This window comes from Pseudomonas putida (genome assembly GCF_002741075.1).
GTDB lineage: Bacteria > Pseudomonadota > Gammaproteobacteria > Pseudomonadales > Pseudomonadaceae > Aquipseudomonas > Aquipseudomonas putida_T.
The window spans coordinates 888,249-913,261 of sequence record NZ_CP016634.1 but is presented as its reverse complement, the minus strand read 5'-3'; the positions used below and the strand labels follow the sequence as shown (position 1 = coordinate 913,261).

The 25,013-nt window shown below is 64.8% G+C and carries 17 protein-coding genes; 13 read left to right on the top strand and 4 right to left on the bottom strand.

Annotation, left to right across the window (positions count from 1 at the left end):
* Window positions 1–5 precede the first annotated feature (5 nt).
* From IEC33019_RS04565 to IEC33019_RS04555, 3 genes are all read left to right on the top strand, one after another.
* Window positions 6–1,391, top strand: coding sequence for an aspartate aminotransferase family protein (locus IEC33019_RS04565; protein ID WP_070092689.1), 1,386 nt, complete (start codon window positions 6–8; stop codon window positions 1,389–1,391).
* A 394-nt stretch (window positions 1,392–1,785) separates the two neighbouring features.
* A complete protein-coding gene (locus IEC33019_RS04560) occupies window positions 1,786–2,736 on the top strand; it encodes an MBL fold metallo-hydrolase (RefSeq protein WP_070092690.1) in 951 nt (316 codons plus the stop codon).
* Between the two features lie 132 nt (window positions 2,737–2,868).
* A complete protein-coding gene (locus IEC33019_RS04555) occupies window positions 2,869–3,297 on the top strand; it encodes a glycine zipper domain-containing protein (RefSeq protein WP_070092691.1) in 429 nt (142 codons plus the stop codon).
* A gap of 307 nt (window positions 3,298–3,604) precedes the next feature.
* Here the strand turns inward: IEC33019_RS04555 and IEC33019_RS04550 are convergent, their stop codons facing one another.
* The 3 genes from IEC33019_RS04550 to gnd all read right to left on the bottom strand — a co-directional run bounded on the left by IEC33019_RS04550 (window position 3,605) and on the right by gnd (window position 7,999).
* The gene (locus IEC33019_RS04550; protein ID WP_070092692.1) at window positions 3,605–5,404 is read right to left on the bottom strand and encodes a glycoside hydrolase family 15 protein; all 1,800 of its coding nucleotides are present in this window, start codon (window positions 5,402–5,404) and stop codon (window positions 3,605–3,607) included.
* Between the two features lie 112 nt (window positions 5,405–5,516).
* Window positions 5,517–7,022: a glucose-6-phosphate dehydrogenase gene (zwf, locus tag IEC33019_RS04545; RefSeq protein WP_070092693.1), complete on the bottom strand. Its 1,506-nt coding sequence runs from the start codon at window positions 7,020–7,022 to the stop codon at window positions 5,517–5,519.
* The gene (gene gnd, locus IEC33019_RS04540; RefSeq protein WP_070092694.1) at window positions 7,019–7,999 is read right to left on the bottom strand and encodes a phosphogluconate dehydrogenase (NAD(+)-dependent, decarboxylating); all 981 of its coding nucleotides are present in this window, start codon (window positions 7,997–7,999) and stop codon (window positions 7,019–7,021) included. The genes zwf and gnd overlap by 4 nt, the downstream gene beginning before the upstream one ends.
* 203 nt (window positions 8,000–8,202) lie before the next feature.
* Here gnd and IEC33019_RS27480 point away from each other — a divergent pair, with 203 nt between their 5' ends.
* From IEC33019_RS27480 to IEC33019_RS04495, 10 genes are all read left to right on the top strand, one after another.
* Window positions 8,203–8,373: a DUF6026 family protein gene (locus IEC33019_RS27480; RefSeq protein WP_170831780.1), complete on the top strand. Its 171-nt coding sequence runs from the start codon at window positions 8,203–8,205 to the stop codon at window positions 8,371–8,373.
* Between the two features lie 153 nt (window positions 8,374–8,526).
* A complete protein-coding gene (locus tag IEC33019_RS04535) occupies window positions 8,527–8,985 on the top strand; it encodes an SgcJ/EcaC family oxidoreductase (protein WP_070092695.1) in 459 nt (152 codons plus the stop codon).
* Between the two features lie 455 nt (window positions 8,986–9,440).
* Entirely contained in the window at window positions 9,441–11,000 is a 1,560-nt protein-coding gene (glgA, locus tag IEC33019_RS04530; protein WP_099593106.1) for a glycogen synthase GlgA, read from the top strand.
* A gap of 15 nt (window positions 11,001–11,015) precedes the next feature.
* On the top strand, window positions 11,016–12,758 hold the full coding sequence (gene treZ / locus IEC33019_RS04525; RefSeq protein WP_070092697.1) for a malto-oligosyltrehalose trehalohydrolase: 1,743 nt from the start codon (window positions 11,016–11,018) through the stop codon (window positions 12,756–12,758).
* On the top strand, window positions 12,755–14,824 hold the full coding sequence (malQ, locus tag IEC33019_RS04520) for a 4-alpha-glucanotransferase (protein ID WP_070092698.1): 2,070 nt from the start codon (window positions 12,755–12,757) through the stop codon (window positions 14,822–14,824). The genes treZ and malQ overlap by 4 nt, the downstream gene beginning before the upstream one ends.
* Complete coding sequence (locus IEC33019_RS04515) at window positions 14,821–17,595, top strand: malto-oligosyltrehalose synthase (protein WP_070092699.1); 2,775 nt, start codon at window positions 14,821–14,823, stop codon at window positions 17,593–17,595. The genes malQ and IEC33019_RS04515 overlap by 4 nt, the downstream gene beginning before the upstream one ends.
* A 17-nt stretch (window positions 17,596–17,612) precedes the next feature.
* Window positions 17,613–17,912, top strand: coding sequence for a DUF2934 domain-containing protein (locus IEC33019_RS04510; RefSeq protein ID WP_372340645.1), 300 nt, complete (start codon window positions 17,613–17,615; stop codon window positions 17,910–17,912).
* Window positions 17,913–18,055: 143 nt separating this feature from the next.
* Entirely contained in the window at window positions 18,056–20,209 is a 2,154-nt protein-coding gene (glgX, locus tag IEC33019_RS04505; protein ID WP_070092701.1) for a glycogen debranching protein GlgX, read from the top strand.
* 139 nt (window positions 20,210–20,348) lie between these two features.
* Window positions 20,349–21,143 carry an endonuclease/exonuclease/phosphatase family protein gene (locus IEC33019_RS04500; protein ID WP_070092702.1) on the top strand — a complete coding sequence of 265 codons (795 nt, stop codon included), beginning with the start codon at window positions 20,349–20,351 and terminating at the stop codon, window positions 21,141–21,143.
* A gap of 330 nt (window positions 21,144–21,473) precedes the next feature.
* Window positions 21,474–22,550: an autotransporter outer membrane beta-barrel domain-containing protein gene (locus IEC33019_RS04495; RefSeq protein ID WP_070092703.1), complete on the top strand. Its 1,077-nt coding sequence runs from the start codon at window positions 21,474–21,476 to the stop codon at window positions 22,548–22,550.
* Between the two features lie 242 nt (window positions 22,551–22,792).
* On the opposite strand, the gene glgB is transcribed toward IEC33019_RS04495, so the two are convergent.
* On the bottom strand, window positions 22,793–25,003 hold the full coding sequence (gene glgB, locus IEC33019_RS04490; RefSeq protein WP_070092704.1) for a 1,4-alpha-glucan branching protein GlgB: 2,211 nt from the start codon (window positions 25,001–25,003) through the stop codon (window positions 22,793–22,795).
* Window positions 25,004–25,013 lie beyond the last annotated feature (10 nt).

Genomic DNA, 25,013 nt, shown 5'->3' with positions numbered 1-25,013 from the left:
TTGCCATGAACCCAGAATACAACCAGCTGTTCGAGCAAGACCGTGCCCACTTCATGCACCCCTCGACCCACGCCCATGACCATGCCAGCGGCGCGCTCAAGGGGCGGATCATCACCGGTGCCGAAGGCATTCGCCTGCGCGACCACGAAGGGAGCGAACTGATCGATGCCTTCGCCGGCCTGTACTGCGTGAACATCGGCTACGGGCGCACCGAGGTGGCCGACGCGATCCACCGCCAGGCCAAGGAGCTGGCGTACTACCACACCTATGTGGGCCACTCGACCGAGGCCATCATCGAGCTCTCCAGCCGCATCATCGACTGGGCGCCGGCGGGCATGAAGAAGGTCTACTACGGCCTCTCCGGCTCCGACGCCAACGAGACTCAGGTCAAGCTGGTGCGCTACTACAACAACATCCTCGGGCGCCCCAACAAGAAGAAGATCATTTCCCGCGATCGCGGCTATCACGGCTCGGGCATCATGACCGGCAGCCTCACCGGCCTGCCCAGCTTCCATCAGCACTTCGACCTGCCGGTCGAAGGCGTCAGGCACACCGTCTGCCCGCACTGGTACCGCAAGGCCCCGGCCGGCATGGACGAGCAGGCCTTCGTGCAGTACTGCGCCGATGAGCTGGAGAAGCTGATCCTCGCCGAAGGCCCGGAGACCGTGGCGGCCTTCATCGGCGAGCCATTGATGGGCACTGGCGGCATCATCGTTCCACCCAAGGGTTACTGGGCAGCGATCCAGGCCGTGCTGGACCGCTACGACGTGCTGCTGATCGCCGACGAAGTCGTCTGCGCCTTCGGCCGCCTGGGTTCGAAGATGGGCAGCCAGCGCTACGGCATCCGCCCGGACCTGATCACCACCGCCAAGGGCCTGACCAGCGCCTATGCGCCACTGTCGGCGGTGATCGTCGGTGAGAAAGTGTGGAACGTGATCGAAGAAGGCTCGCGCAAGGCCGGCCCCATGGGCCATGGCTGGACCTATTCCGGTCACCCGATCTGCGCGGCCGCGGCGCTGGCCAACCTCGACATCCTCGAGCGAGAGAACCTGACCGGCAACGCCGACGTGGTGGGCGCCTACCTCAACCAACGCATGCGCGAGACCCTCGAAGGGCATCCGCTGGTGGGCGAAGTGCGCGGCGACGGCATGCTCTGCGCGGTGGAGTTCATGGCCGACCGCGAAGCCCGCACCGCCTTCGACCCCGCCCTCAAGGTCGGCCCGCAGGTCTCGGCGGCGTGCCTGGAGCGCGGCATGATCGCCCGGGCCATGCCCCATGGCGACATCCTCGGCTTCGCGCCACCGCTGGTGCTGGACAAGCAGGATGCCGAGCGCATCGTGGCCATCACCAAGGCGGCGGTCGATGAGGTGGCAGGGAAAGTGCTGGGCTAAAACTCACGGGGAGCGCAGCGCCCTCTCTCTCGGGTAAACCCACAGGTTCTGTGTTGCGCTTGAACATACTCCTGTGCCGGTGAGAGAGGGCTCGCCCCGAAATGGAGGGTGGCCGTACTGACGCATTCGCGGGTAAACCCGCTCCCACAAGGTTCAGCACCAACCCTGTGGCTGCGGGCCAACCCAGAGATGGAGAGTCACCGCCAACCCTGTGGGAAATGCCATGGTGCTGGAGAAGCTCAAATTGCCTTACTGACGCAATCCCTGTGGGAGCGGGTTTACCCGCGAAGGGATCGCCACGGAGCAAGACAGTCGCTCCCACATCCAGCCACGGGCTTGCCCCGCAACACGGCCCACACTGACAATGCAGGTACCCCTCCACTGGAGCCAGTCAATGGACCTGCAGTTCCTGGGCACCTCTGCCGGTGTGCCCACCAAGGCGCGCAATGTCACCGGCACCGCCGTCATCGAGGCCACCGGTAGCCACTGGTACCTGGTCGACTGCGGCGAAGCCACCCAGCACCAGTTGCTGCACACGTCGCTGTCAATCCGCGACCTGCGCGGCGTGTTCATCACCCATGTGCATGGCGACCACTGCTTCGGCCTGCCGGGCCTGTTGGCCAGCGCCGGTATGTCTGGCCGCACACGCCCCTTGGACCTGATCATGCCCGCCGTGCTGCACGACTGGCTGCGCCTGAGCCTCGCTGTCAGCGAGACCTACCTGAGCTTCGAACTGCGCCTGTTGGCAGTCGAAACCCTCGGCAAATGGCACAACGACAATATCCAGGTGAGCACCGTGCAGATGTCACACCGCGTGCCCAGCCATGGTTACGTGTTCACCGAGATCAACCCCGAACCACGATTGGACATCCCAAGGCTGGAGGCCGATGGCATTCCCCGCGGCCCGCTGTGGGGCGAGCTGGCCCAAGGCATCCCGGTCATCCATGACGGGCGTGAACTCAACCCCCAGGACTACCTGCGTCCGTCCCGCCCGCCCCGGCGCATCATCGTCTGCGGCGATAACGATACCCCCTCGCTGCTCGCGAACGTCGCCCAAGGCGCTGATGCATTAGTACACGAGGCGACCTTCACCCAGCCGATCGTCGAGCGCACCCAGATGACCTTTGGTCACAGCACCGCCGCTGAAGTCGCCCGCTTCGCCGAGCAGGCAGGCGTGAAGAACCTGGTGCTCACCCACTTCAGCGCCCGCTACCAACCCAACCCGCAGCGCAGCCCATCGATCGAAGATGTGCGCCAGGAGGCACAGGCGCATTACAGCGGCAACCTGATCCTGGCGCAGGATTTGCGCCGCTATCACATGGCGCGCGATGGGCGCCTGGCATGAATCACGCCGACCAACGGCCATGCCTGTCATCGAATGCTTGACCTGGGTCCAGAGCCCATCGGTTTTTCGTTGACCGTGCCCACGCCGGGCCGCAGACTTCGCGCTCTTGATTCATCCTGAGATCTGTAAAACATGCGCAAGTCATTTCCTGTAATCGCACTCTTCACCCTGATGGCCAGCTCGTACGCCATCGCTGGCGAAACCACCAACACCGCTGTTGGCGGCGGTGTCGGCGGTGCACTGGGGAGTGTGGTCGGTCAGGCCATCGGTGGTAGCACAGGTGCCGCGATCGGCGCCGGTGTCGGCGGCGCGGCAGGTGGTGCGGTGTCGGCCAAAGACGGCAAGAAAACCGAAGCCGCCATCGGCGGCGGCCTGGGCGCAGCCGGCGGCCAGGTATTGGGCAACAAGGTCGGCGGCTCCACCGGCGGTGCCATCGGTGCCGGCCTGGGCGGCGCAGCGGGCAGCGCCATCGGCAACAGCATGGCCGATGACGATCACCACCACAGCAGCCACAACTCCGGCAAGAAACACAAGCACAAGAAGCACAAGCATCACGATTGAAGCGTTGATCGGTCCATGTGAATCGAAGTGGGCTGCCCTGCAGCCCATTGCGACACAGGGCCTAACTCTCGGCGTGATCACTCCCATATAAGCCCATTCAGCCCCAGCGTTGAACCAGAGTCCATTGTCACACCCCTGGTCAGGAACAAAGACTTCAAGCTTGGTGCCGTCCTGACGCTGTACCACTGTTCCCTCGCACTCATAGCGTTTCCACTGCCCGATTTCCCTAAAAGCCTATGCACTGTAAGTGCCAGGCATAAGGAACGCTTCGGCGTCATGCGAAGACCCGTTGTGCTCTACCGACACTTCACTGCAATCCACTCGCCCGATCCCTGACCGGACACTGCGCCCGGTGCAGATTCAACGCCGTATTGATAATCCCGATATGGCTGAACGCCTGGGGGAAGTTCCCCAGCATCCGCTTGCCCACCGGGTCGTATTGCTCGGCCAGCAAGCCCACGTCATTGCAGAGCCCCACCAACTGTTCATACAAGGCCTGTGCCTCTTGCTGCCGCCCGAGCAGCACATACACGTCCGCCAGCCAGAACGAACACACCAGGAACGTTCCCTCTCCCGGCGTCAGGCCGTCGCTGCAGCGGTCGCTGTCATAGCGCAGCAGCAAACCATTGCGCAGCAGGCGCTTTTCGATCTGGGCCAAGGTACGCAGGAATCGCGGATCGTCGGCGGGCAGGAAACCGGTCAGGGCGATCTGCAGCAGGCTTGCATCCATCTCGCGGGATCCATAGGCCTGGACGAAGTATTGGCGCGTGGAGTCGAGCCCTTGTTCGCAGACTTCGCGATGGATCTGGTCGGCCACTTGCCGGTAGTGCCGGCTCCGTTCGCGGTCTTCTTCGGTGGTTTCGGCCAGGCTTGCAGCCCGGTCGAAGGCGACCCAGGCCATGACCTTGGAATGCACGAAATGCTGGCGCCCGCCGCGCACTTCCCAGATGCCCTCGTCCGGCTCGCGCCAGATACGCTCCAGGTACGGCAGGATCGCGCGGGCAATGGCCGAGCTGCGCGGGTGCCGGGGCAGACCACCGCGGATGGCCTGGGTCATGGCGTCGGCGAGTTCGCCATAGATATCCAGTTGCAGTTGCGCCGAGGCGGCGTTGCCGATGCGCACGGGGCGGGAGTGTTCGTAGCCGCTGAGCCACGGCAGGGTGAACTCCTGCAAGTCGCGCTCACCGGCCAGGCCGTACATGATCTGCATCTGCTCGGGGTTGCCCGCCACCGAGCGCAGCAGCCATTCACGCCAGGCCTGGGCTTCGTCGAAGTAGCCGAGGTTCATCAGCGCCAGCAGCGTCATGGTGGCATCGCGCAGCCAGCAATAGCGGTAGTCCCAGTTGCGCTCGCCACCCACGCGCTCAGGCAACGAGGTGGTCGCGGCGGCGACCATGCCGCCAGTGGGCGCATAGGTCAGGGCCTTGAGGGTGAGCAAGGAACGGCGGACCAAGGGCGTCCAGGGGCCCACATCCGGGCAACGGGCCGCGAAGGCCTGCCATTGCGTGATGGTCTTTTCCAGGGCTTGCTCGACATCGAAGGCCGGTTGTGGCGGCAGGTGAGAAAGTTGATGGCGCAGGCTGAACACCTGACGCTGACCAGCCAAGACACGAAATCGGCTGACGCTGTGGTAGTCGCGCGAGTGCACCGGCTCCGTGCTGCGCAGGATCATCCGGTCGGGGCCGGCGACCGCGCTGAGGGTGCACGGATCGAGCCTCTCCACCCAAGGGACACTGCGCCCATAGTCGAAACGCAACACCAGGTCCATCTCGAAGGCGGTTTCGCCGGCCAGACCTTCGACGATGCGGACCACGGCGTTGTGTTCGCCCAGGGGCATGCAGTCGATGACGCGGGCCCGGCCGCTGGCGGTGGTGTAGGTGGTTTCGAGCACCAGAGTGTCATCGAGGTAGCGGCGGCTGACGGTTTCGACCGGGTCGCTGGGTGCCAGGCGCCAGCGGCCGTTTTCCTCGTTGCCCAGCAGTGCGGCGAACACCGCCGGGGCATCGAAACGTGGGACGCACAGCCAGTCCAGGGAGCCATCGCGGCTGACCAGGGCAGCGCTGCGGCAGTTGCCGAGCAGGGCGTAGTCTTCGATCGGGGCTGGCATGGGGGCTCCTCTGCAAGACTGTAGGTTTGGGGCTGTTTTACGCCCTGTCGCAGGCGTCACCGCCGACGCTGTAGGAGCTGGCGAAGCCTGCGATAGGCTGGGCAGCAGCCTTTCATCCCAAGGTGTGCCACTCCCGCTTGTCACGCGTGAGCAGCTCATCGCCCGCCGCGGGGCCGTCTTCGCCGGCGGGGTATTCATGCACCTCTGCGCCGCTGGCCCAGGCATCCAGGAACGGTTGCACTGCGCGCCAACCGTTCTCGATGTTGTCAGCGCGCTGGAACAGGGTCTGGTCGCCGGTGAGACAGTCGTAGATCAAGGTCTCGTAACCGGTCGCCGGGGTCATCTTGAAGAAGTCCTTGTAGGCAAAACCGAACTCGACGTTTTCCATCACCAGCTCAGGCCCAGGCCGCTTGGCCTGCAGGTCGAACCACATGCCTTCGTTGGGCTGGATCTGGATCTTCAGGTAGTTGGGTTTGGGTCGCTCCAGCTCCGACTCGCGGAACTGCGCATAAGGCGCGGGCTTGAAGCAGATGGCGATCTCGGTGTCGCGCACGCTCATACGCTTGCCGGTGCGCAGGTAGAACGGCACGCCGGCCCAGCGCCAGTTGTCGATCATCACCTTGAGGGCGACATAGGTTTCGGTGCGGCTATCAGGGCTGACGTTGGGCTCCTGGCGATACCCGGCCAGGCGCTTGCGCCCCTGCTTGCCGGCCACGTACTGGCCGCGCACGGAGTGCTTGAGCGCCATCTTCTGCGACCAGGGGCGGATGGCGCCGATCACCTTGGCCTTCTCGCTGCGCACGGCGTCGGCGGCAAAGGCTGCCGGTGGCTCCATGGCGACCATCGCCAGCAGTTGGAACAGATGATTGGGGACCATGTCGCGCAGTGCGCCGGTGTTGTCGTAGAAGGCACCCCGGGTTTCGACACCGACGGTCTCGGCGGCGGTGATCTGCACGTGGTCGATGTAATGGTTGTTCCAGAACGACTCGAACAGCCCATTGGAGAACCGGCTGACCAAGATGTTCTGCACCGTCTCCTTGCCCAGGTAATGGTCGATCCGGTAGATCTGCCGCTCGCTCATCACTCCCAGCAGGCAGGCGTTGAGGGCCTCGGCGCTGGCAAGGTCGGTGCCGAAGGGTTTTTCCACCACCACCCGGCGAAAACCGCCGCCGGACTCATCGAGCAGGCCGGCATCGCCCAGGCGCTGCGCCACTTCCGGGAAGAAGCGCGGCGAGGTGGCCAGGTAGAAGATGGCATTGCCATGGGCGGTCTTGTCGATGCGCTTGCCGATGGCCTCGTAGGTGGCCGGGCTCAGGAAGTCACCGGTCTGGTAGTCCAGACGCTTTGCCAGGCGGGCCCAGACCTTGTCGTCCAGGCACTTGTTGCTGCCCTCCCCGCCCTTGTCGCGCTCGACCATGAAGGCATGCAGGCGCTCGGCGAATGCCTCGGCCGTGGCTGGATTGTGGTCGACGCCGACGATGCGCAGGTTGCGGTCCAGCAGACCATCGCGACTGAGGTTGTACAGCGCCGGCATCAGCAGGCGCTTGACCAGATCGCCATTGGCGCCGAACAGGAACAGCGTGCAGGGCGGCGCGGCAGGTATGCGTTGCGTCGTCATTTGCCTTTCTCGACGTGGCCGCCAAAGCCCAGGCGCATGGCCGAGAGGATCTTGTCGCCATAGGTGCCTTGCTGCTGGCGCGAGCGGAAACGGGCGAACAGTGCACTGGAAAGCACCGGTACCGGGACGGCCTGCTCAACGGCGGCATCGATGGTCCAGCGGCCTTCGCCGCTGTCGGATACCGAGCCACTGAACTGGGCCAGTTGCGGATCGGCCACCAGGGCATCGGCGGTCAGGTCCAGCAGCCAGGAAGTGACCACACTGCCCCGACGCCACACTTCGGCGATCTCGGCCACGTCCAGGTCAAAGCGCTGGTCTTCGGGCAGTTCGTTGCCGCCTTTGCTACGCAGCAGGTCGAAGCCTTCGGCGTAGGCCTGCATCAGGCCGTACTCGATACCGTTGTGCACCATCTTCACGTAGTGCCCGGCGCCAGCGGGACCGGCGTGGATGTAGCCGTGCTCGGCGCGGCCATGTTCGCCTTCGCGGCCCTGGGTGCGGGGGATATCGCCCACGCCGGGGGCCAGGGCCTTGAACAGCGGTTCGAGGCGTTCGAACACGTCCTTCTCGCCACCGATCATCATGCAGTAGCCGCGCTCCAGCCCCCAGACACCACCCGAGGTGCCGACGTCCAGATAATGCAGGCCAAGCTTGGCCAGCTCGGTGGCCCGGCGCATGTCGTCTTTATAGAAGGTGTTGCCACCATCGATGATCGCGTCGCCCGGCTCCAGCAGCTCGGCCAGCTGGGCGATGGTCTGCTCGGTCGGTTCGCCGGCGGGCAGCATGACCCATACCGCGCGAGGCGCCTTGAGCTTCTGTACCAATGCACCGAGGTCGTGGGCCCCTTGGGCGCCCTCGCCTTCCAGCGCCATCACCGCGTCGCGATTGCGGTCGTGGACCACGGTCCGATGCCCTGCGAGCATCAGACGCCTCGCGATGTTGCCGCCCATGCGGCCCAGCCCGACAATTCCCAGTTGCATGTGTCGATGCTCCCCTTATGAAATGGATGACAACGCGGTTCAGGTTTTCAGATTAGTCCAGCGTCCCGCTCGAGGGTTCACCGACGAACGGGGCGACAACGATAAACAAAAAAGTTCCCAAGGCCAGGAAAAGAATTCAGAATGCCGCCGCGCCAAGCGTCTACGCTTGAAATTGTCACCAGCCAGAAACGCGAGGTGTTTCCATGGGTACCCTGATGCCTGCCACCCCCACCCAGACCCTCTATGTCACCGTGCGCCGTGACGAGCTGCGCCGCCTGAAGGATGAACGCGATCAACTGCGCCAGCAGGTCGCCCAGCTGAACCAGTTGCTCGAACAGGCCCGCTGCGACAACGACAAATCCATCCGCCTCTGATCCCCCGTCGCTCTTCGTGGGAGCTAATGGCTCCCACTCGGCAAGATCCCTCCTTCGCACCCCGTACCGAATTCTGATGGTTCGCTGCTGCCGCCATTTTTACAGTGGGCTGCGTCGCAGGCGTGTGTTGCCTGCTTTCAGCGGAGATCTGCCATGACCTTACCCACGTACGGGTTGTTTCTGACATTCATCGGGCTTACCTGCCTGTCGAGCCAAGCCACCGCAAATACCTGCAAGACCGCCAGCGAAAATGAAATCCTGGGGTTGTTCGCACAATGGAACGACAGCCTCAAAAGCGGGGATCCGCATCAAGTCGCCAACCTCTACCTGGACGACGCCCTGCTGTTGCCTACCGTTTCCAAGACGCCTCGCCAGACCCGTGCAGCACGCATCGATTACTTCGAGCAATTCCTGGCCAAGCGCCCCAGCGGCAAGCTCGATACTCACCACATGCGCCAAAGCTGCAACGAGGCGACCCTGGCAGGGTTGTACACCTTTGATTTCGCTGCCAGCGGCCAGCAGGTGGCGGCACGCTACACCTTCACCTATCGCTGGGACGGCGAGCGCTGGTTGATCAGCCAGCATCATTCGTCGCTTTTGCCGATCGATTGATCGCTCAGGGCGTATCACGCCCTTTTCGCGTCCTGAGGCCGCGCGCTTGGCGGCCTCTCTATTGCGCACATTTACATCTGTGACAACCCGCCAACGTTTGCGCGATGCCAGGGTCATCATTTAAATGACCAGCGGGTCACAAATGTAACGCAACCTCCCCTACACTCGGGATTCTGTCCGCCAAACCGCCTGGCTAACCAGACGGAAAAAAAAAGAAACTTTCCTACAAATCGGCGAGTCAGGAACTAAGTAGGCCAATGCACAGGGGACCTCCCCGCTTCGGCCCACCCACACCCCAAACAGCTCAACTGCCTTCGGCTGGAACGCTGATTGCACGGTGCTTGTGCGCACGACCCTGGGGCATGGACCGCACGACGAAGATATGAATTAGAGAGAACCAACACGACATAACGCCAAAGGGTGCCAGCCACCCGACACAAGGGACGGAGAGAAGTATGATCAGTGCCGCTGTCGAACCTCACGTAGACACATTCACCCCGGACAACCGCGAATCGCTGCCACCAGCGTTCGCCACGACAGCCAAGGCACCTGGCGCCCAGCGCCGTCACAGTCAGCACAAGCGCAAGATCCTGTTCGTCACCTCGGAGATCGCCGACCTGGTCAAGACCGGGGGTTTGGGCGATGTGTCCTCGGCCCTGCCCCGCGCCCTGTCCCATCTGCACGATGTCCGAGTGCTGATTCCTGGCTACCGCCAGGTGGTCGACAGCGACAACCCCATCCATATCGTCGGCGAACTGGGCGGGCACGCGGCGCTACCGCCCTGCAAGATCGGGCGCATGGACCTGGCCGATGGCCTGGTCATCTATGTCCTGCTCTGCCCCGAACTGTACGAGCGCGACGGCACGCCCTACGGCGCCAACAATGGCCGCGACTGGCCGGACAACCACATCCGCTTCGCCCGCCTGGGCCTGGCCGCTGCGGAAATCGCCGCCGGCGAAGGTATGATCCACTGGCGCCCCGACCTGGTGCACGCCCATGACTGGCCGGCAGGCCTGGCTCCGGCCTACATGCACTGGCGCGGCCTGAACACCCCGACCTTGTTCACCATCCACAACCTCGCCTACCAGGGCGTATTCAGCCGGGGCTGCTGCCCGGAACTGGCCATCCCCGACCATGCCTTGCAACAAGAAGGCATGGAGTTCTACGGCAAATTGTCGTTCCTCAAGGCGGGCCTGGCCTACTCCAGCCATATCACCACGGTGAGTGCCACCTACGCCCGGGAGATCACCACGCCCGAATTCGGCTGCGGTCTGGATGGCTTCTTGGCGAGCAAAGCCCAGCAAGGTCTGCTTGGCGGCATTCCCAACGGCATCGACGAGAGCTGGGATTCGGCCACCGACAAGCACCTGCAGCACAATTTCAGCCTCAACGACTGGGACGGCAAGGCGCGCAATGCACAAGAAGTGCGCACGCTGTTCCAACTCGATGCATCGGACGGGCCGTTGTTCGCCGTGGTCTCACGCCTGGTCTATCAAAAAGGCCTGGACCTGACCCTCGGGGTGGCCGACTACATCGTCCAACAGGGCGGCCAGATCGCCATCATCGGCCGGGGCGAACCCGAGGAAGAACAGGCCATGCGCGAGCTGGCCCTGCGCTATCCGGGGCGGATCGGCGTGCGCATCGGCTTCAACGAAACCGATGCAAGACGCATGTTCGCCGGCAGCGACTTCCTCCTCATGCCGTCGCGCTACGAGCCTTGCGGCCTGAGCCAGATGTACGCGCAGCGCTTCGGCTCGCTGCCGGTGGCGCGCAACACCGGAGGGCTGGCCGACACCATCGAGGACGGTGTCACCGGTTTCCTGTTCGACGAATCGACGGTCGAGAGCTACCGCACCGCGCTCGCCCGGGCGTTCTATGTGCACGGCAAGAAAGACCTGCTCAACGCCATGCGCTGCCTGTCCATGACCCAACCGTTCAACTGGTGCCAAGCGGTGGAACCCTACGCCAAGCTGTACGAGGAACTGGTCTGCCAGGCCCACGCCGGCCACTACTGAGCGAGGGCACCGAAGATGCAAAGGCATGGCGCACACTTGCTGGACGCCACGTCGGCGCGCTTCGCCCTCTGGGCGCCCGATGCGCGCAGCGTGAGCTTGCAGCTGGAGCAACAACCCGCGGTCGAACTACTGCCTGAAGCCGGTGGCTGGTTCACCGGCCTGGCACCTTGCCGGGCCGGTGACCGCTATCGTTATCGAATCGACGGCACCCTGCAGGTGCCTGACCCTGCGTCGCGCTACCAGCCCGAGGGCGTGCAAGGGCCCAGCCAGGTAGTGGACATATCCGGCTACCCCTGGCGCCACCCGTGGCAGGGGCGCCCCTGGCACGAGGCCGTGATCCAGGAGCTGCATGTCGGCTTGCTGGGCGGCTATGCCGGGGTCATACACGAACTGCCGCGTCTGGCCGAGCTGGGCATCACGGCCATCGAGCTGATGCCGCTGGGGCAGTTTCCAGGGACACGTAACTGGGGCTACGACGGTGTGTTGCCGTTCGCCCCACAACATACCTATGGCAGTCCGGCCGAGCTGTGTCGCTTGATCGACGAGGCCCATGGCCATGGCCTGATGGTATTGCTCGATGTGGTCTACAACCACTTCGGCCCCGACGGCAACTACCTGCACCAGTACGCCAGCACGTTCTTTCGCGAAGACCGGCAGACTCCCTGGGGCGCCGCCATCGATTTTCGCCAGCCCCAGGTCCGCGAGTATTTCATCCAGAACGCCCTGATGTGGCTGTGCGACTACCGTTTCGACGGCCTGCGCCTGGACGCGGTGCATGCCATCGACCAGCCGGACTTTCTCGTCGAGCTGGCCCAGCGCGTACGCGCCGCCGTGGCACCAGGTCGTCAGGTATGGCTGGTGCTGGAAAACGAACACAACCAGGCCTCGCTGCTTGAGCAAGGCTTCGACGCCCAGTGGAACGACGACGGCCACAACGCCCTGCACGTCTTGCTGACCGGCGAAACAGAAGGCTACTACGCCGACTACAAGGACCGCCCGATCGAAAAACTGGCCCGCAGCCTGGGCGAGGGTTTTGTCTTCCAGGGCCAGGCCAACCGCCATGGCACACCACGGGGCGAGCCCAGCGGCCACCTGGCGCCCAGCGCGTTCGTGCTGTTTCTGCAGAACCACGACCAGATCGGCAATCGCGCCCTGGGCGAACGTCTGACCCGCCTCTGCCCGCCCCCGGCCCTGCGCGCGGCCACCGGCTTGCTGCTGCTGGCGCCGATGATCCCATTGCTGTTCATGGGCGATGAAGAAGGCAGTCGCCGACCGTTTCTGTTCTTCACCGATCACCACGATGCGCTGGCCGACGCGGTGCGCGAAGGACGCCGCGCCGAGTTCGCCCATTTCGCCGCATTCGCCGACCCCGCGCAGCGCGAGCGCATCCCCGATCCCAACGCCCAGGCCACCTTCGATGCCTCGCAGCTCGCGGCCCAGGAGGTGGTGGCCGGCTGGCACGGGCTGTATCAGCGTCTGCTGACCCTGCGCCGGCTGCATGTCATCCCCCACCTGCCAGGCACCCGCGCCCTGGGCGCCACGGTACTCGGCGAGCGGGCCCTGAGCGCACGCTGGCGCCTGGGCGATGGCAGCGAGCTGCGGGTCGACCTCAACCTGGCCAATGAGCCGCAATCGGCGGCGCTGCCTCCGGTCGAGCGCTGGTTGTTCGACAGCAGCGACACGGCCCACCTCGACACCACCCTGCCCGCGCACAGTTGCGTGGTCAGCCTGCTGCCACCCGACCAGGAGGCTCCATGAGCGAATTGCCGTTGCATCGACTGGCCGCACGGGTGGGCCTTGCCCGCGACTGGGTCGACGCCAATGCCCGCCCCCAGCAGGTCAGCGATGATGTGCTGCGCCATGTGCTGGCCGGCCTTGGCCACCCCGCCGAAGACGAAACCGCCATCGTCGCCAGCCTGCAGGCGCTCGATGAAGCCGATGATGTCGATCACCTGCCGCCGTTGCTCACTGCCGACGTGGGCGTGCCGCTGGACCTGGCGCGTTACTTCACGCCCGGCAGCCCGGTGCAGTGCACCCTCGAAAACGGCGACCCGCTGACCCTCGCCCTTGATGACCAGGCGCAGTTGCCGGGTCAGCTGCCCTTGGGCTATCACCAACTGACCATCGACGATCGCCCATTCACACTGGCAGTCGCGCCCCCACGCTGCCATGCCTTGGACGACGCGACCGAGCAATCACCGCCCCGCTGCTGGGGGCTGGCAGTCCAGCTGTATAGCCTGCGCCGCCCCGGTGACGGCGGCTACGGCGACTGCCTGGCCCTGGAGCAACTGGCCCGCGCCGCTGCAGAACGGGGCGCCGACGCCCTGGCGATCAGCCCGATCCATGCCTTGTCGGCCATAGACCAGCGCCACTACAGCCCTTATTCCCCCTCCAGCCGCCTGCTGCTCAATACCCTGTACGCCAGCCCTGCCGCACTGCTGGGCGAACGGGAGGTGCGCATGGCGATCGAGGCGTGCCAGTTGCAGCCGCTGCTCGATGAGCTGGAACAACTGCCGCTGGTGGACTGGCCCCGCGCCGCAGAAGCCCGGCACCGGCTGTTGCAGGCGCTGTACAAGGATTTCAGCCGAGGCGCTCACCCGCTGCAAAAGGACTTCGACAGCTACCGTGAGGCCGGTGGCCAGGCCCTGCTGCACCACTGCCGGTTCCAGTTGCTGCAAGCCGAGGCGATGGCCCGAGGCCTCGACGCGGACTGGCGCAACTGGCCAGCAGCCTGGCACGACCCCTATCACCCGGAGGTGGAAGCCTTTACCAGCGCCTATCCGGCCCAGGTGGAGTTCCACGCCTTCTGCCAGTGGCTCACCGAGCGCAGCCTACAGCGCGCCCAGGAAGCCGCGCGCGGCAATGGGATGGCCGTGGGCTTGATCGCCGACCTGGCCGTGGGCGCCGACGGCGCCGGCAGCCAGGCCTGGAGCCGCCAGGACGAACTGCTGGCCGACCTGAACGTCGGCGCGCCGCCCGATATCCTCAACCACCATGGCCAGGACTGGGGCATCTGCGCGTTCTCCCCGGAAGGTCTCAAACGTAATGGCTACCGCGCGTTCATCGAAATGCTGCGAGCCAACCTCGCCCATGCCGGCGGTTTGCGCATCGACCACGTCATGGGCCTGCGCAGGTTATGGTTGATCCCACGGGGAGCCCGCCCCAGCGAGGGTGCCTACCTGAACTATCCGCTAGACGACCTGCTGCGGCTGCTGGCCCTGGAGTCGGTGCGCCACCAGGCCGTGATCCTCGGCGAAGACCTGGGCACGGTGCCCGACGGCCTGCGCGAAACCCTGGCGGCCAAGGCCGTGCTGGGCATGCGGGTGCTGCCGTTCGAGCAGCAGCCGCCCGGGCATTTCAGGCCGATCCTCGACTGGCCGGACAACGCCCTGGCCACCACCGGCACCCATGACCTGGCCCCCCTGGCCGGCTGGCTGCAAGCCCGCGACATCGACTGGAGCCACCGCCTGCAACGGGTGGACGCGGCCACCGAATTGCATTGGCGCCACACCCGACAACTGGAGCGCGATGGCCTGCGCCGCACGCTGGAGCACAACTACGGCGCCCTGGCCGACGACGACGCGGTGATCGATGCGGCGATCCGCTACGTCGGCCATACACGCGCCCCGCTGGTGCTCGTGCCGCTGGAGGATCTGCTGGGCTGCGACGAGCAACCCAACCTGCCCGGCACCACCGACGGCCACCCCAACTGGCGTCGTCGCTTCGCCCGCCCCGTGCGCGAGCTGCTCGACGACGAGGACGCCGCCCGGCGCCTGGAGCTGTTGGCCCAAGCCCGCGAACAAGCCTGGGAGCGTGACCGATGAAACCGTTGACTGCCACGGTGCGCCTGCAACTGCACAGTGATTTCACCCTCGACGACGCAGTGCCGCTCGTGCCCTACTTCGCCCGCCTGGGGGTCAGCCACCTGTATGCATCGCCCATCCTCAAGGCCCGTGCAGGTTCACGCCACGGCTACGACGTGGTCGATCCGACCCAGGTCAACCCGGAGCTGGGCGGGGAAGCGGCGCTCGAACGCCTGGTCGCCGCGCTGCGCCTGCACGGCATGGGCCTGATTCTGGACACGGTGTCCAATCACATGGCCGTGGGCGGTGCCGACAACCCCTGGTGGCAGAGCCTGCTGGCCTGGGGCCGGCGCAGTCCTTATGCAGAATTCTTCGACATCCAGTGGCATTCCAGCGACCCGCTGCTGGCCGGGCAACTGCTGCTGCCGTTCCTGGGCAATGACTACGGCGTGGCATTGCACAACGGTGAGATTCCTCTGACGTTCGCGGGCGACCAGGGTTTGCTGCAAGTCGCCCACTACGAGCACCGTTTCCCCATCTGCCCGCTGGACTACGGGCACATCCTCGGCCAGAGCGCACACCCGCAAGTGCGGGCGCTGGCGCAGCGCTTCAGTACCCTGCGCGAGGCCGCCGATCCGGTGACCGAGGCGTTGCCCCTGCAGGCCGAGCTGGCCCGTCTGGTCGGCGAAGGCGCGAGCCTCGACGACGCCCTGGCCGCCTTCGACAGCCGCACCGAAGCGGGCCTTAAGCGCCTGCACCTGCTATTGGAGCATCAGACCTATCGTCTGGCCAGCTGGCGCACCGCTGCCGATGACATCAACTGGCGGCGGTTTTTCGATATCAACGAGCTGGGCGGGCTGCGCGTGGAACGTGCGGTGGTGTTCGAGGCGACCCACGCCAAGTTGTTCGAGCTGATCGAACGCGGCCTGGTGGACGGTCTGCGCATCGACCATATCGATGGCCTGGCCGATCCTCGCCAGTACTGCCGCAAGCTGCGAAGACGGGTGGACGGCCTGCTCGCACGCCGCCCTGTGCAGGCGGCCGTGGCGCATTTTCCGATCTATGTGGAGAAAATCCTCGGGGCGGGCGAGCGCCTGCATCTGGACTGGCGCACCGACGGCACCACCGGTTACGAGTTCATGAATCAGGTCTCGCTGGTACAGCACGATCCGGCCGGTGAAGCACCTTTGACCGAACTGTGGAGCAGCATCAGCGAACGTCCGGACTTTTCCGAGGAAGTACGTCAGGCCCGACACCTGGTGCTCAATGCCAGCCTGGCCGGCGACTGCGAGTCCGTGGCCCAAGCCTTGTTGCAGGTGGCCCGTGGCGATTTGATGACCCGCGACCTGACCCTCGGCGCGATTCGGCGTGCGTTGCAGGCGTTGGTCGAGCACTACCCGGTGTACCGCACCTACATCAATGCCTGCGGCCGCCCGGCCGACGACGAGGCGTTCTTCCAACAAGCCCTGGCCGGCGCCCGGCAGAGCCTGGCGGAAGCCGACTGGCCGCTGCTGGAGCACCTGCGGCACTGGCTGGGCGGCCAACCTTGGCGCCAACTGCCACGCGGCCTGCCACGCAAGCACCTGCGACATGCCTGCGTGCGCTTCCAGCAATTGACGGCGCCGAGCGCGGCCAAGGCGGTGGAGGACACCGCGTTCTATCGCTCGGGACGCCTGCTCTCGCGCAATGATGTGGGCTTCGAGGCCGAACGGTTCAGCGCCGATGCAGCGTGGTTCCACAACGAGGCCCAGCAGCGCCTGCGGGACTTTCCGGACAACCTGCTGGCCACTGCCACCCACGATCACAAGCGCGGCGAGGATTGCCGCGCGCGGCTGGCAGTGCTGAGCGAACACGCCCCGTGGCTTGCCAGCCGCGTTGAGCACTGGCGCGAGCTCGCCGCGCCACTGCTGCAAATGTTGAACGATGGCCTGGCGCCGAGCCCCGGGGACGAGCTGCTTCTGTATCAGACCCTGCTCGGCAGTTGGCCGCTGGACCTGGACGTGAAGGACATCACCGCCTTGGGCCGCTATGCCGAGCGTGTACGCCAGTGGCAACAGAAGGCGCTGCGCGAGGCCAAGCTACGCAGCAGTTGGAACGCGCCGAACGAAGCCTATGAGCAAGCCTGCGCGACCTATCTCGACGAGCTGTTGCTCAGGCCACAGAACCAACAGTTGCGCCGCTCCCTTCACGACGCTGCGCAACGCATCGCCTGCCCTGGCGCACTAAACGGCCTGGTCCAATGCCTGCTGCGCATGACCACCCCCGGTGTGCCCGATCTCTATCAAGGCAATGAGTACTGGGACTTGAGCCTGGTCGACCCGGACAACCGTCGCCCGGTGGACTACGCCGCGCGCCGGGCGAGCCTGGATGACAGTGTGCCGCTGGCCGAATTGCTGGCGCATTGGCGTGATGGCCGTATCAAGCAGGCACTGATCGCCCGGGTTCTGGACGCCCGTCAGGCCCATCCGCAGCTATTCCAGCGCGGCGCCTACCTGCCGTTGACCGTGCATGGCCGACATGCCGACAAGGTGCTGGCCTTCGCCCGCCTGGGCGAGGATGCCCGGGCCATCGTGGTAGTGCCGCGCCTGTGCAGCACCCTGCTTGGCGAGGCCTCTACCCCGTTGATCCCAGCGCAGAACTGGGACGATACCCGGCTGATCCTGCCGTTTGCCTTGTCGCCTGCCACTTGTGTGGGACTTTTTTCCGGTGCCGCTGTCAGCCCTTCAAAGGAGCTGTATTTGAACACTGTGCTGGCGGAGTTTCCGGTCAACCTGCTGATACAACAATCTTGAACATCAGGAGCGTCATGATGAGTGCCGATGAAAAACGTATTCGCGAATTCGCCTATCAGATCTGGGAATCGGAGGGAAAACCCGTAGGCCAGGAAGAACGCCACTGGGAGATGGCGCGCAAACTGGCCGAAGCCGAGGCGCTGGCCCCCAAGGTAACACCGCGCAAGAAGCCAGCCGCCAAGCCCAAGGCCGCGGCTGACGCCAAGACGTCCGCTGAGCCCAAAGCCCCTGCCGAGCCGAAAGTGGCCGCCTTGCCTGGGGTCAAGCCGGCTGCGGCCAAGAAGCCAAGAACCGCGAAGAAGCCGACCGCTGGCTGAGCCCTGACGGGCCCCTTCGCGGGTAAACCGCCCCCAAGCGGCGTTGCGGAGCAGGTGGGACGGGTTTACTCGCCAAGGGGCCAGCACAGAAACCCAGCACAGAAACATCGGTACGCCCTTTCATCCGGCCAATGAGGACAGCCATGAGCCCCCGCACCCCGAAGAAAACCCGCTCCGTCGCCCCGTCACGCATCCGCGAGGGCATGCCCTTCCCTCTCGGTGCCACCTGGGACGGCCTGGGCGTCAACTTCGCGCTGTTCTCGGCCAACGCCACCAAGGTCGAGCTGTGCCTGTTCGACTCCAGCGGCGAGCATGAGCTCGAACGCATCGAGTTGCCCGAATACACCGACGAGATCTACCACGGCTACCTGCCCGACGCGCATCCCGGGCTGGTCTATGGCTACCGTGTCCATGGCCCGTACGCGCCGGAGAATGGCCACCGCTTCAACCCCAACAAGCTGCTGATCGACCCTTACGCCAAGCAACTGGTGGGCGGGCTGAAGTGGTCCGAGGCGCTGTTCGGCTACACCATCGGCCACCCCGATGGCGACCTGTCCTTCGATGAGCGCGACAGCGCGCCCTTTGTGCCCAAGTGCAAAGTCATCGATCCGGCCTTCACCTGGGGCCGCGACCAGCGGGTGCAGATTCCCTGGGAGCGCACCATTCTCTACGAAGCCCACACCCGGGGTATCAGCATGCGCCACCCGGGCGTGCCGCAAGCCCTGCGCGGCACCTTCGCGGGCCTGGCCAACGACGAGCTGCTCAAGCACATCAAGGACCTGGGCGTGTCGTCCATCGAGCTGCTGCCGATCCACGCCTTCGTCAACGACCAACACCTGCTGCACAAGGGCCTGAACAACTACTGGGGCTATAACAGCATTGCTTTCTTCGCGCCTCACCCCAAGTACCTGGCCAGCGGCAAGATCGCCGAATTCAAGGAAATGGTCGCGCACCTGCACGATGCCGGCCTGGAGCTGATCCTGGACGTGGTCTACAACCACACCGCTGAGGGCAACGAGCTGGGGCCGACGCTGTCCATGCGCGGCATCGACAACGCCTCCTACTACCGGCTGATGCCTGACGACAAGCGCTACTACATCAACGACTCCGGCACCGGCAACACCCTGGACCTGAGCCACCCCTGCGTGCTGCAACTGGTCACCGACTCGCTGCGCTATTGGGCAGGCGAGATGCATGTCGATGGTTTTCGCTTCGACCTTGCGACCATTCTGGGCCGCTACCACGATGGCTACAGCGAGCGTCACAGTTTCCTGGTGGCCTGCCGCCAGGACCCGCTGCTCAGTCAGGTCAAGCTGATCGCCGAGCCCTGGGACTGCGGCCCCGGCGGCTACCAGGTGGGCAACTTCGCCCCGGGCTGGGCCGAGTGGAACGACCGTTTTCGCGACACCGTGCGCGCGTTCTGGAAAGGCGATGAAGGCCAACTGGCGGACTTCGCCTCACGCATGACCGCGTCGGGCGACCTGTTCAACAACCGGGGCCGGCGGCCCTATGCCTCGGTCAACTTCGTCACCGCCCACGATGGTTTCACTTTGCGCGACCTGGTGTCGTACAACGACAAACATAACGAGGACAATGACGAGAACAACCAGGACGGGACTGACAACAACCTGTCCTGGAACTGCGGTGCCGAGGGCCCCACGGACGATCCTCAGGTCAATGCCCTGCGCATGCGCCAGATGCGCAACTTCTTCGCCACCCTGCTGCTGGCCCAGGGCACGCCGATGATCGTCGCCGGCGACGAGTTCAGCCGCACCCAGCACGGCAACAACAACGCCTACTGCCAGGACAGCGAGATCGGCTGGATCAATTGGGACCTGGACCAGGAAGGCGCCGAGCTGTTGGCCTTCGTCAAGCGCCTGACCCGCCTTCGCCTGGCCTATCCGGTGCTGCGCCGTTCGCGGTTCCTGGTGGGCGATTACAACGAGGCGATCGGGGTCAAGGATGTCACCTGGCTGGCACCGGACGGCAGCGAGATGAGCGTAGAGCAATGGGAAGACCCCCATGGTCGCTGCCTGGGGATGCTCATGGACGGCCGCGCCCAGGTCAGCGGCATCGCCCGCCCCGGCGGCGAGGCGACCTTGCTGCTGATCGTCAACGCCTACCACGACACGGTACCTTTCCAGCTCCCTTCGGTGCCCGAAGGCGACTACTGGAGTTGCCTGGTCGACACCGACCGGCCACAGATGCGCAAGGCCCAGCACCTGGCGTTCGATACCGTGTTCGAGGTCAAGGGGCGCTCGTTGTTGCTGATGGCGTTGCAACGCGAGGAAGAGTGAACCCGCGTCGGGCTGTTCGGTCCTAGACTGTAACCGACGCACAGGGGCCGCCTTGCGGCCCAGTGCAAGACAAAGCCCACAGGCACAGCCGGTGTACCACGCTGTGCAGAGCAGGCAAGCCAACGGAGCAGGAGAGACCGTGAGCCCCGAAGCCGGCAGTCCAGGTTTCGCCAGCGTCAGCCAAGCCCCGGCCGTGCACCGGTTGCGGGTGCTGACGGTCAACACCCACAAAGGCTTCACCGCCTTCAACCGGCGCTTCATCCTGCCGGAGTTGCGCGAGGCGGTGCGCAGTACCCAGGCCGATATCGTTTTTCTCCAGGAAGTGCTCGGCAGCCATGACCGCCACGCCGCACGTTACCCCGGCTGGCCACAGACATCCCAGTACGAATTCCTCGCCGACAGCATGTGGAGCGACTTCGCCTATGGTCGCAACGCGGTCTACCCAGATGGCCACCATGGCAATGCGCTGCTGTCGAAGTATCCGATTCTCGAACACCGCAATCTCGACGTATCCATCACCGGCCCCGAGCGCCGGGGGCTGTTGCACTGCATTCTCGACGTGCCCGGACAACGCCAGGTACATGCCATCTGCGTGCACTTGTCGTTGCTTGAAAGCCACCGACAACAGCAACTGCAGCTGTTGCGCCGATTGCTCGACAGCCTGCCGGCCGACGCCCCGGTGATCATCGCGGGCGACTTCAACGACTGGCAGTTGCGCGGCAACCGCACCCTGGGCGATCAGCGTGACCTGCACGAAGCGTTCGAGCGCCACCACGGCCTGCTCGCCCGCACCTATCCGGCCCGCCTGCCACTGCTGCGCCTGGACCGCATCTACCTGCGCAACGCCGAGAGTCACGCGCCGCAGATCCTGGGGCACAAGCCCTGGACGCACCTGTCCGATCACCTGCCCCTGGCGGTGGAAGTGCGTCTCTAGCAATGATTCGGCATAGCCCGCCGCCGGCAAAGAACGAACCTTGATATGAGTAGTTTGATTTTCATTAAAATCAATTCGTTACAAGCCTTACCAATCCACCGACAAGTCTTTCACGCTTTCTTGACGCAAGCGGCGACGTCTCCTTAGCTGAACTCTACAACGCATCGAAAAAAATTCGCGCCGGGCCTCTAGCGCGCACCTTTGTGCGTACCTGCGAGCCTAGGCGTGCTGGTTTGGGTCGCCCTCTGTTTTTGTGCCGTACAGCTCGTGACATCAGGCCAGGTCCTTGGGCTGTACCAACACACAACAACACAACAGAGGAGATCCGCCATGAAAAGAACCTCGAACCCTTGGCGCTTCGACGCGATTTTCTGTGCGGTTTCCACGTCGCTGCTCCTGGCAACCCCGGTGGAAACCTTTGCGTTCGAACTGCAGGAACAGGCCCCGTTCGCCGGCCTGCTGCAGCCGCCGGCCGTGCCGCAGCTCTCCCTGGACCCGGTGAGCGCCAGCGGCTTGAGCCTGGGTACCCTCAACGCCTTCTCCGAACGCATGAGCGAGCGCCATGACCAGGCGGCCCCGGATCTGGTCGCCAGCCAGTGGGCGCAGTTCTTCCCTGGCGGCACGAGACCCGGCGCCCAGGTGCCGGCGCAACTGGAGGCGCCCAGCCAGCAATTGACGATCGGCCCGGACCTGTTCGTGCGTGAAACCAGCGATGGCAACGTGCATCGGGCGGGGATTTTCGTGGGTCACAACAACCTGCAAAGCAGCTTCAACGGTATGCGCCGGCTGCTCGGCGACAAGCAGAAAAACGCCGTCAACCTCAGCGGCGAGAGCCTGGGGGTGTACTGGAGCATGACCCATGAACAAGGCTGGCACGTCGATGCCGTGGCCATGGGCACCCGCATCGACGTCAATGGCCGTGGGGAGAGCGGCCAGCGCCTGGACGACAGCGGCCATGCGATGACCTTTTCGGTAGAAGGTGGCTATCCCATCGGTCTGGGCGGTGGCTGGGTGATCGAGCCCCAGGCGCAATTGATCAACCAGCAGTTCTTCCCCGGCAACCGGGCACAGGAAGAAACCTTGCAGGCATTCGACAGCCAGCCGAGTTGGAGCGGCCGGGTCGGTGCCAAATTGTCGGGACGCTACAACGTTCGGGGGATGCCCATCGAGCCCTATGTGCGCACCAACGTGTGGTACGACTTCACCGACTCGGACACGGTGAAGCTGGACCAGGTCGACAAGATCTCCAGCTCACGGTACTCGACCACCGTAGACCTGGGGTTGGGATTGGTGGCGCGAGTGACGCCGAAAGTCGCGCTGTTCGTCAGTGCCGACTACAGCAGCGATGTGGACGGCAATGACCTCAATGGCCTGATCGGCAGCCTGGGCGTGAGAATGCGCTGGTGAGACTCCGGGGGTGCCTTGCAACCCCAGGGTCCAGCAGTTGGCGCAGAGCAAGGGGCCGGATTCGCATGGCCTTCTTCGCGGGTGAACCCGCTCCCGCAGATACGGCGGTGCTCTTGTGGGAGGGGGGTTACCTGCGAAAAGGGTGGCACGGTAGGCCTCAGATCGCAGGCCTCGTGGCAGCTGACGAAGCCTGCGATGGGCTGCAAAGCAGCCCCAAGCCCTCAAACGCTAGCCCCCAGGCTTCAGGCCGGTTTCATCACAAGAACCCCCAACGGCGGCAGGTTCAGGGCCAGCGACAACGGCTGCCCATGGCTGGCCACCTGCTCGCTGGTCACCACCCCCAGGTTGCCCACGTTCGACCCGGCATACAGCTCGGCATCGCTGTTGAGCAGTTCCTGCCAGCGCTCGCCGAACGGCACGCCGATGCGGTAGCCCTCGCGCGGCACCGGGGTGAAGTTGGCCACCACCAACAGCGGCTCCCCGGCGCTGCTCCAGCGCAGCCAGGCATACACGCTGTTGTGTGCATCATCACCGATCAGCCACTGGAAGCCCTGGGGCTGGCAGTCCTGTTCGTGCAGCGAGGGCAGCTCGCGGTACAGGCGGTTGAGGTCGCTCACCAGGCGCTGCACGCCTTGGTGCTCGGGGTACTGCAGCAGGTACCAGTCCAGCTGGTGATCGTGGTTCCACTCGCGCCACTGGCCGAACTCGCAGCCCATGAACAACAGCTTCTTGCCGGGGTGAGTCCACATGAAGGTAAGGTAGGCGCGCAGGTTGGCGAACTTCTGCCAACGATCACCCGGCATCTTGTCGATCAGCGAATGCTTGCCATGCACCACTTCGTCGTGGGAAATCGGCAGGATGAAATGCTCGGAGTAGGCATAGATCAGACCGAAGCTCATCTCGTTGTGGTGATAGGCGCGGTGCACTGGATCGTTCTGGATGTAGTGCAGCGTGTCGTGCATCCAGCCCATGTTCCATTTGTAGGCAAAGCCCAACCCGCCCTGCTGCACCGGCTGGCTGACGCCAGGCCAGGCGGTGGACTCCTCGGCGATGATCAAGGCCCCTGGTGCCTCGACGGCCGCCACCGCGTTGAGATGGCGGATGAAATCGATGGCTTCGAGGTTCTCGCGCCCGCCATGGCGATTGGGCACCCACTCGCCGGCCTTGCGCGAGTAGTCGCGATAGAGCATCGAGGCCACGGCATCGACCCGCAGGCCATCGATGTGGAAGTGTTTGAGCCAGTGCAATGCCGAGGCCATCATGAAACCGCGCACTTCATTGCGACCCAGGTTGTAGATCAGCGTGTTCCAGTCCTGGTGGAAGCCTTCCAGCGGATTGTCGTACTCGTACAGGGCGGTGCCATCGAAACGCGCCAGGCCGTGTTCATCGGTGGGGAAATGCGCCGGCACCCAGTCCAGGAGCACACCGATGCCCCCTTGGTGGCAGGCATCGACGAAGGCAGCGAAGTCTTCTGCACTGCCGTAGCGCGAGGTCGGCGCGAACAACGACAGTGGCTGATAGCCCCAGGAGCCTCCGAACGGGTGCTCCATGATCGGTAGCAGCTCGATGTGGGTGAACCCCAGTTCCTGGACATAGGGCACCAGGCGCTCGGCCAGTTCGCGCCAGTTGTAGAACCGCGACACCTCACCAGCGTCGTCCAGCTCGCAGCGCCAGGAGCCGGCGTGCAGCTCGTAGATCGACAGCGGCGCGCTGTAGGCGTGGCGCGCGGCGCGCTGCTGCATCCAGTCATGGTCCTGCCAGGCGTACGCGAGGGGGCCGGACACCTTGGACGCTGTACTCGGTGGCAACTCGGTGGCGCGGGCCAGGGGGTCGGCCTTGAGCGGCAGCACCCCGTCATGGCCCAGCACCTCGAACTTGTAGGCCTCGCCCACGCCCAGGCGCGGCACGAACAGCTCCCACACGCCGGCGTCATGGCGCAGGCGCATGGGGTGGCGGCGTCCGTCCCAATTGTTGAAGTCGCCCACCACCGACACGCGCCGGGCATTGGGCGCCCACACCGAGAAGCACACCCCCTCGATGCCATCGGCGCGCATCGGCTGGGCGCCGAAACGCCCTGAAAGATCCCGGTGGTTGCCTTCGGCGAACAGGTAAAGGTCCATCTCACCCAGTTGAGGGCCGAAGCTGTAGGGGTCTTCGGTGATCTGCTCTCCTCCGGCCCAGCCGATGCGCAGCAGGTAGGGGTGGGCTTCGTCCAGGTGCGCGGTGAACAGCCCGGGCAGGCTACCCTGCACCATTTCGGCCAGCACACGTCCGTCATGGCGCGCCAGCACATGGACGCTCAGGGCATTGGGCAGGAAGGCGCGGATGGACAGCCCGCCTGCGCCATCGGCGTGGGGGCCGAGCACCGCAAAGGGATTGGCGTGCTCGGCGCGGGCCAGGGCATCCAGGTCCCGTTGCCGAAGGCCGCCGTTATCACGCGTGGTTGCATTCATCTCACTGCCC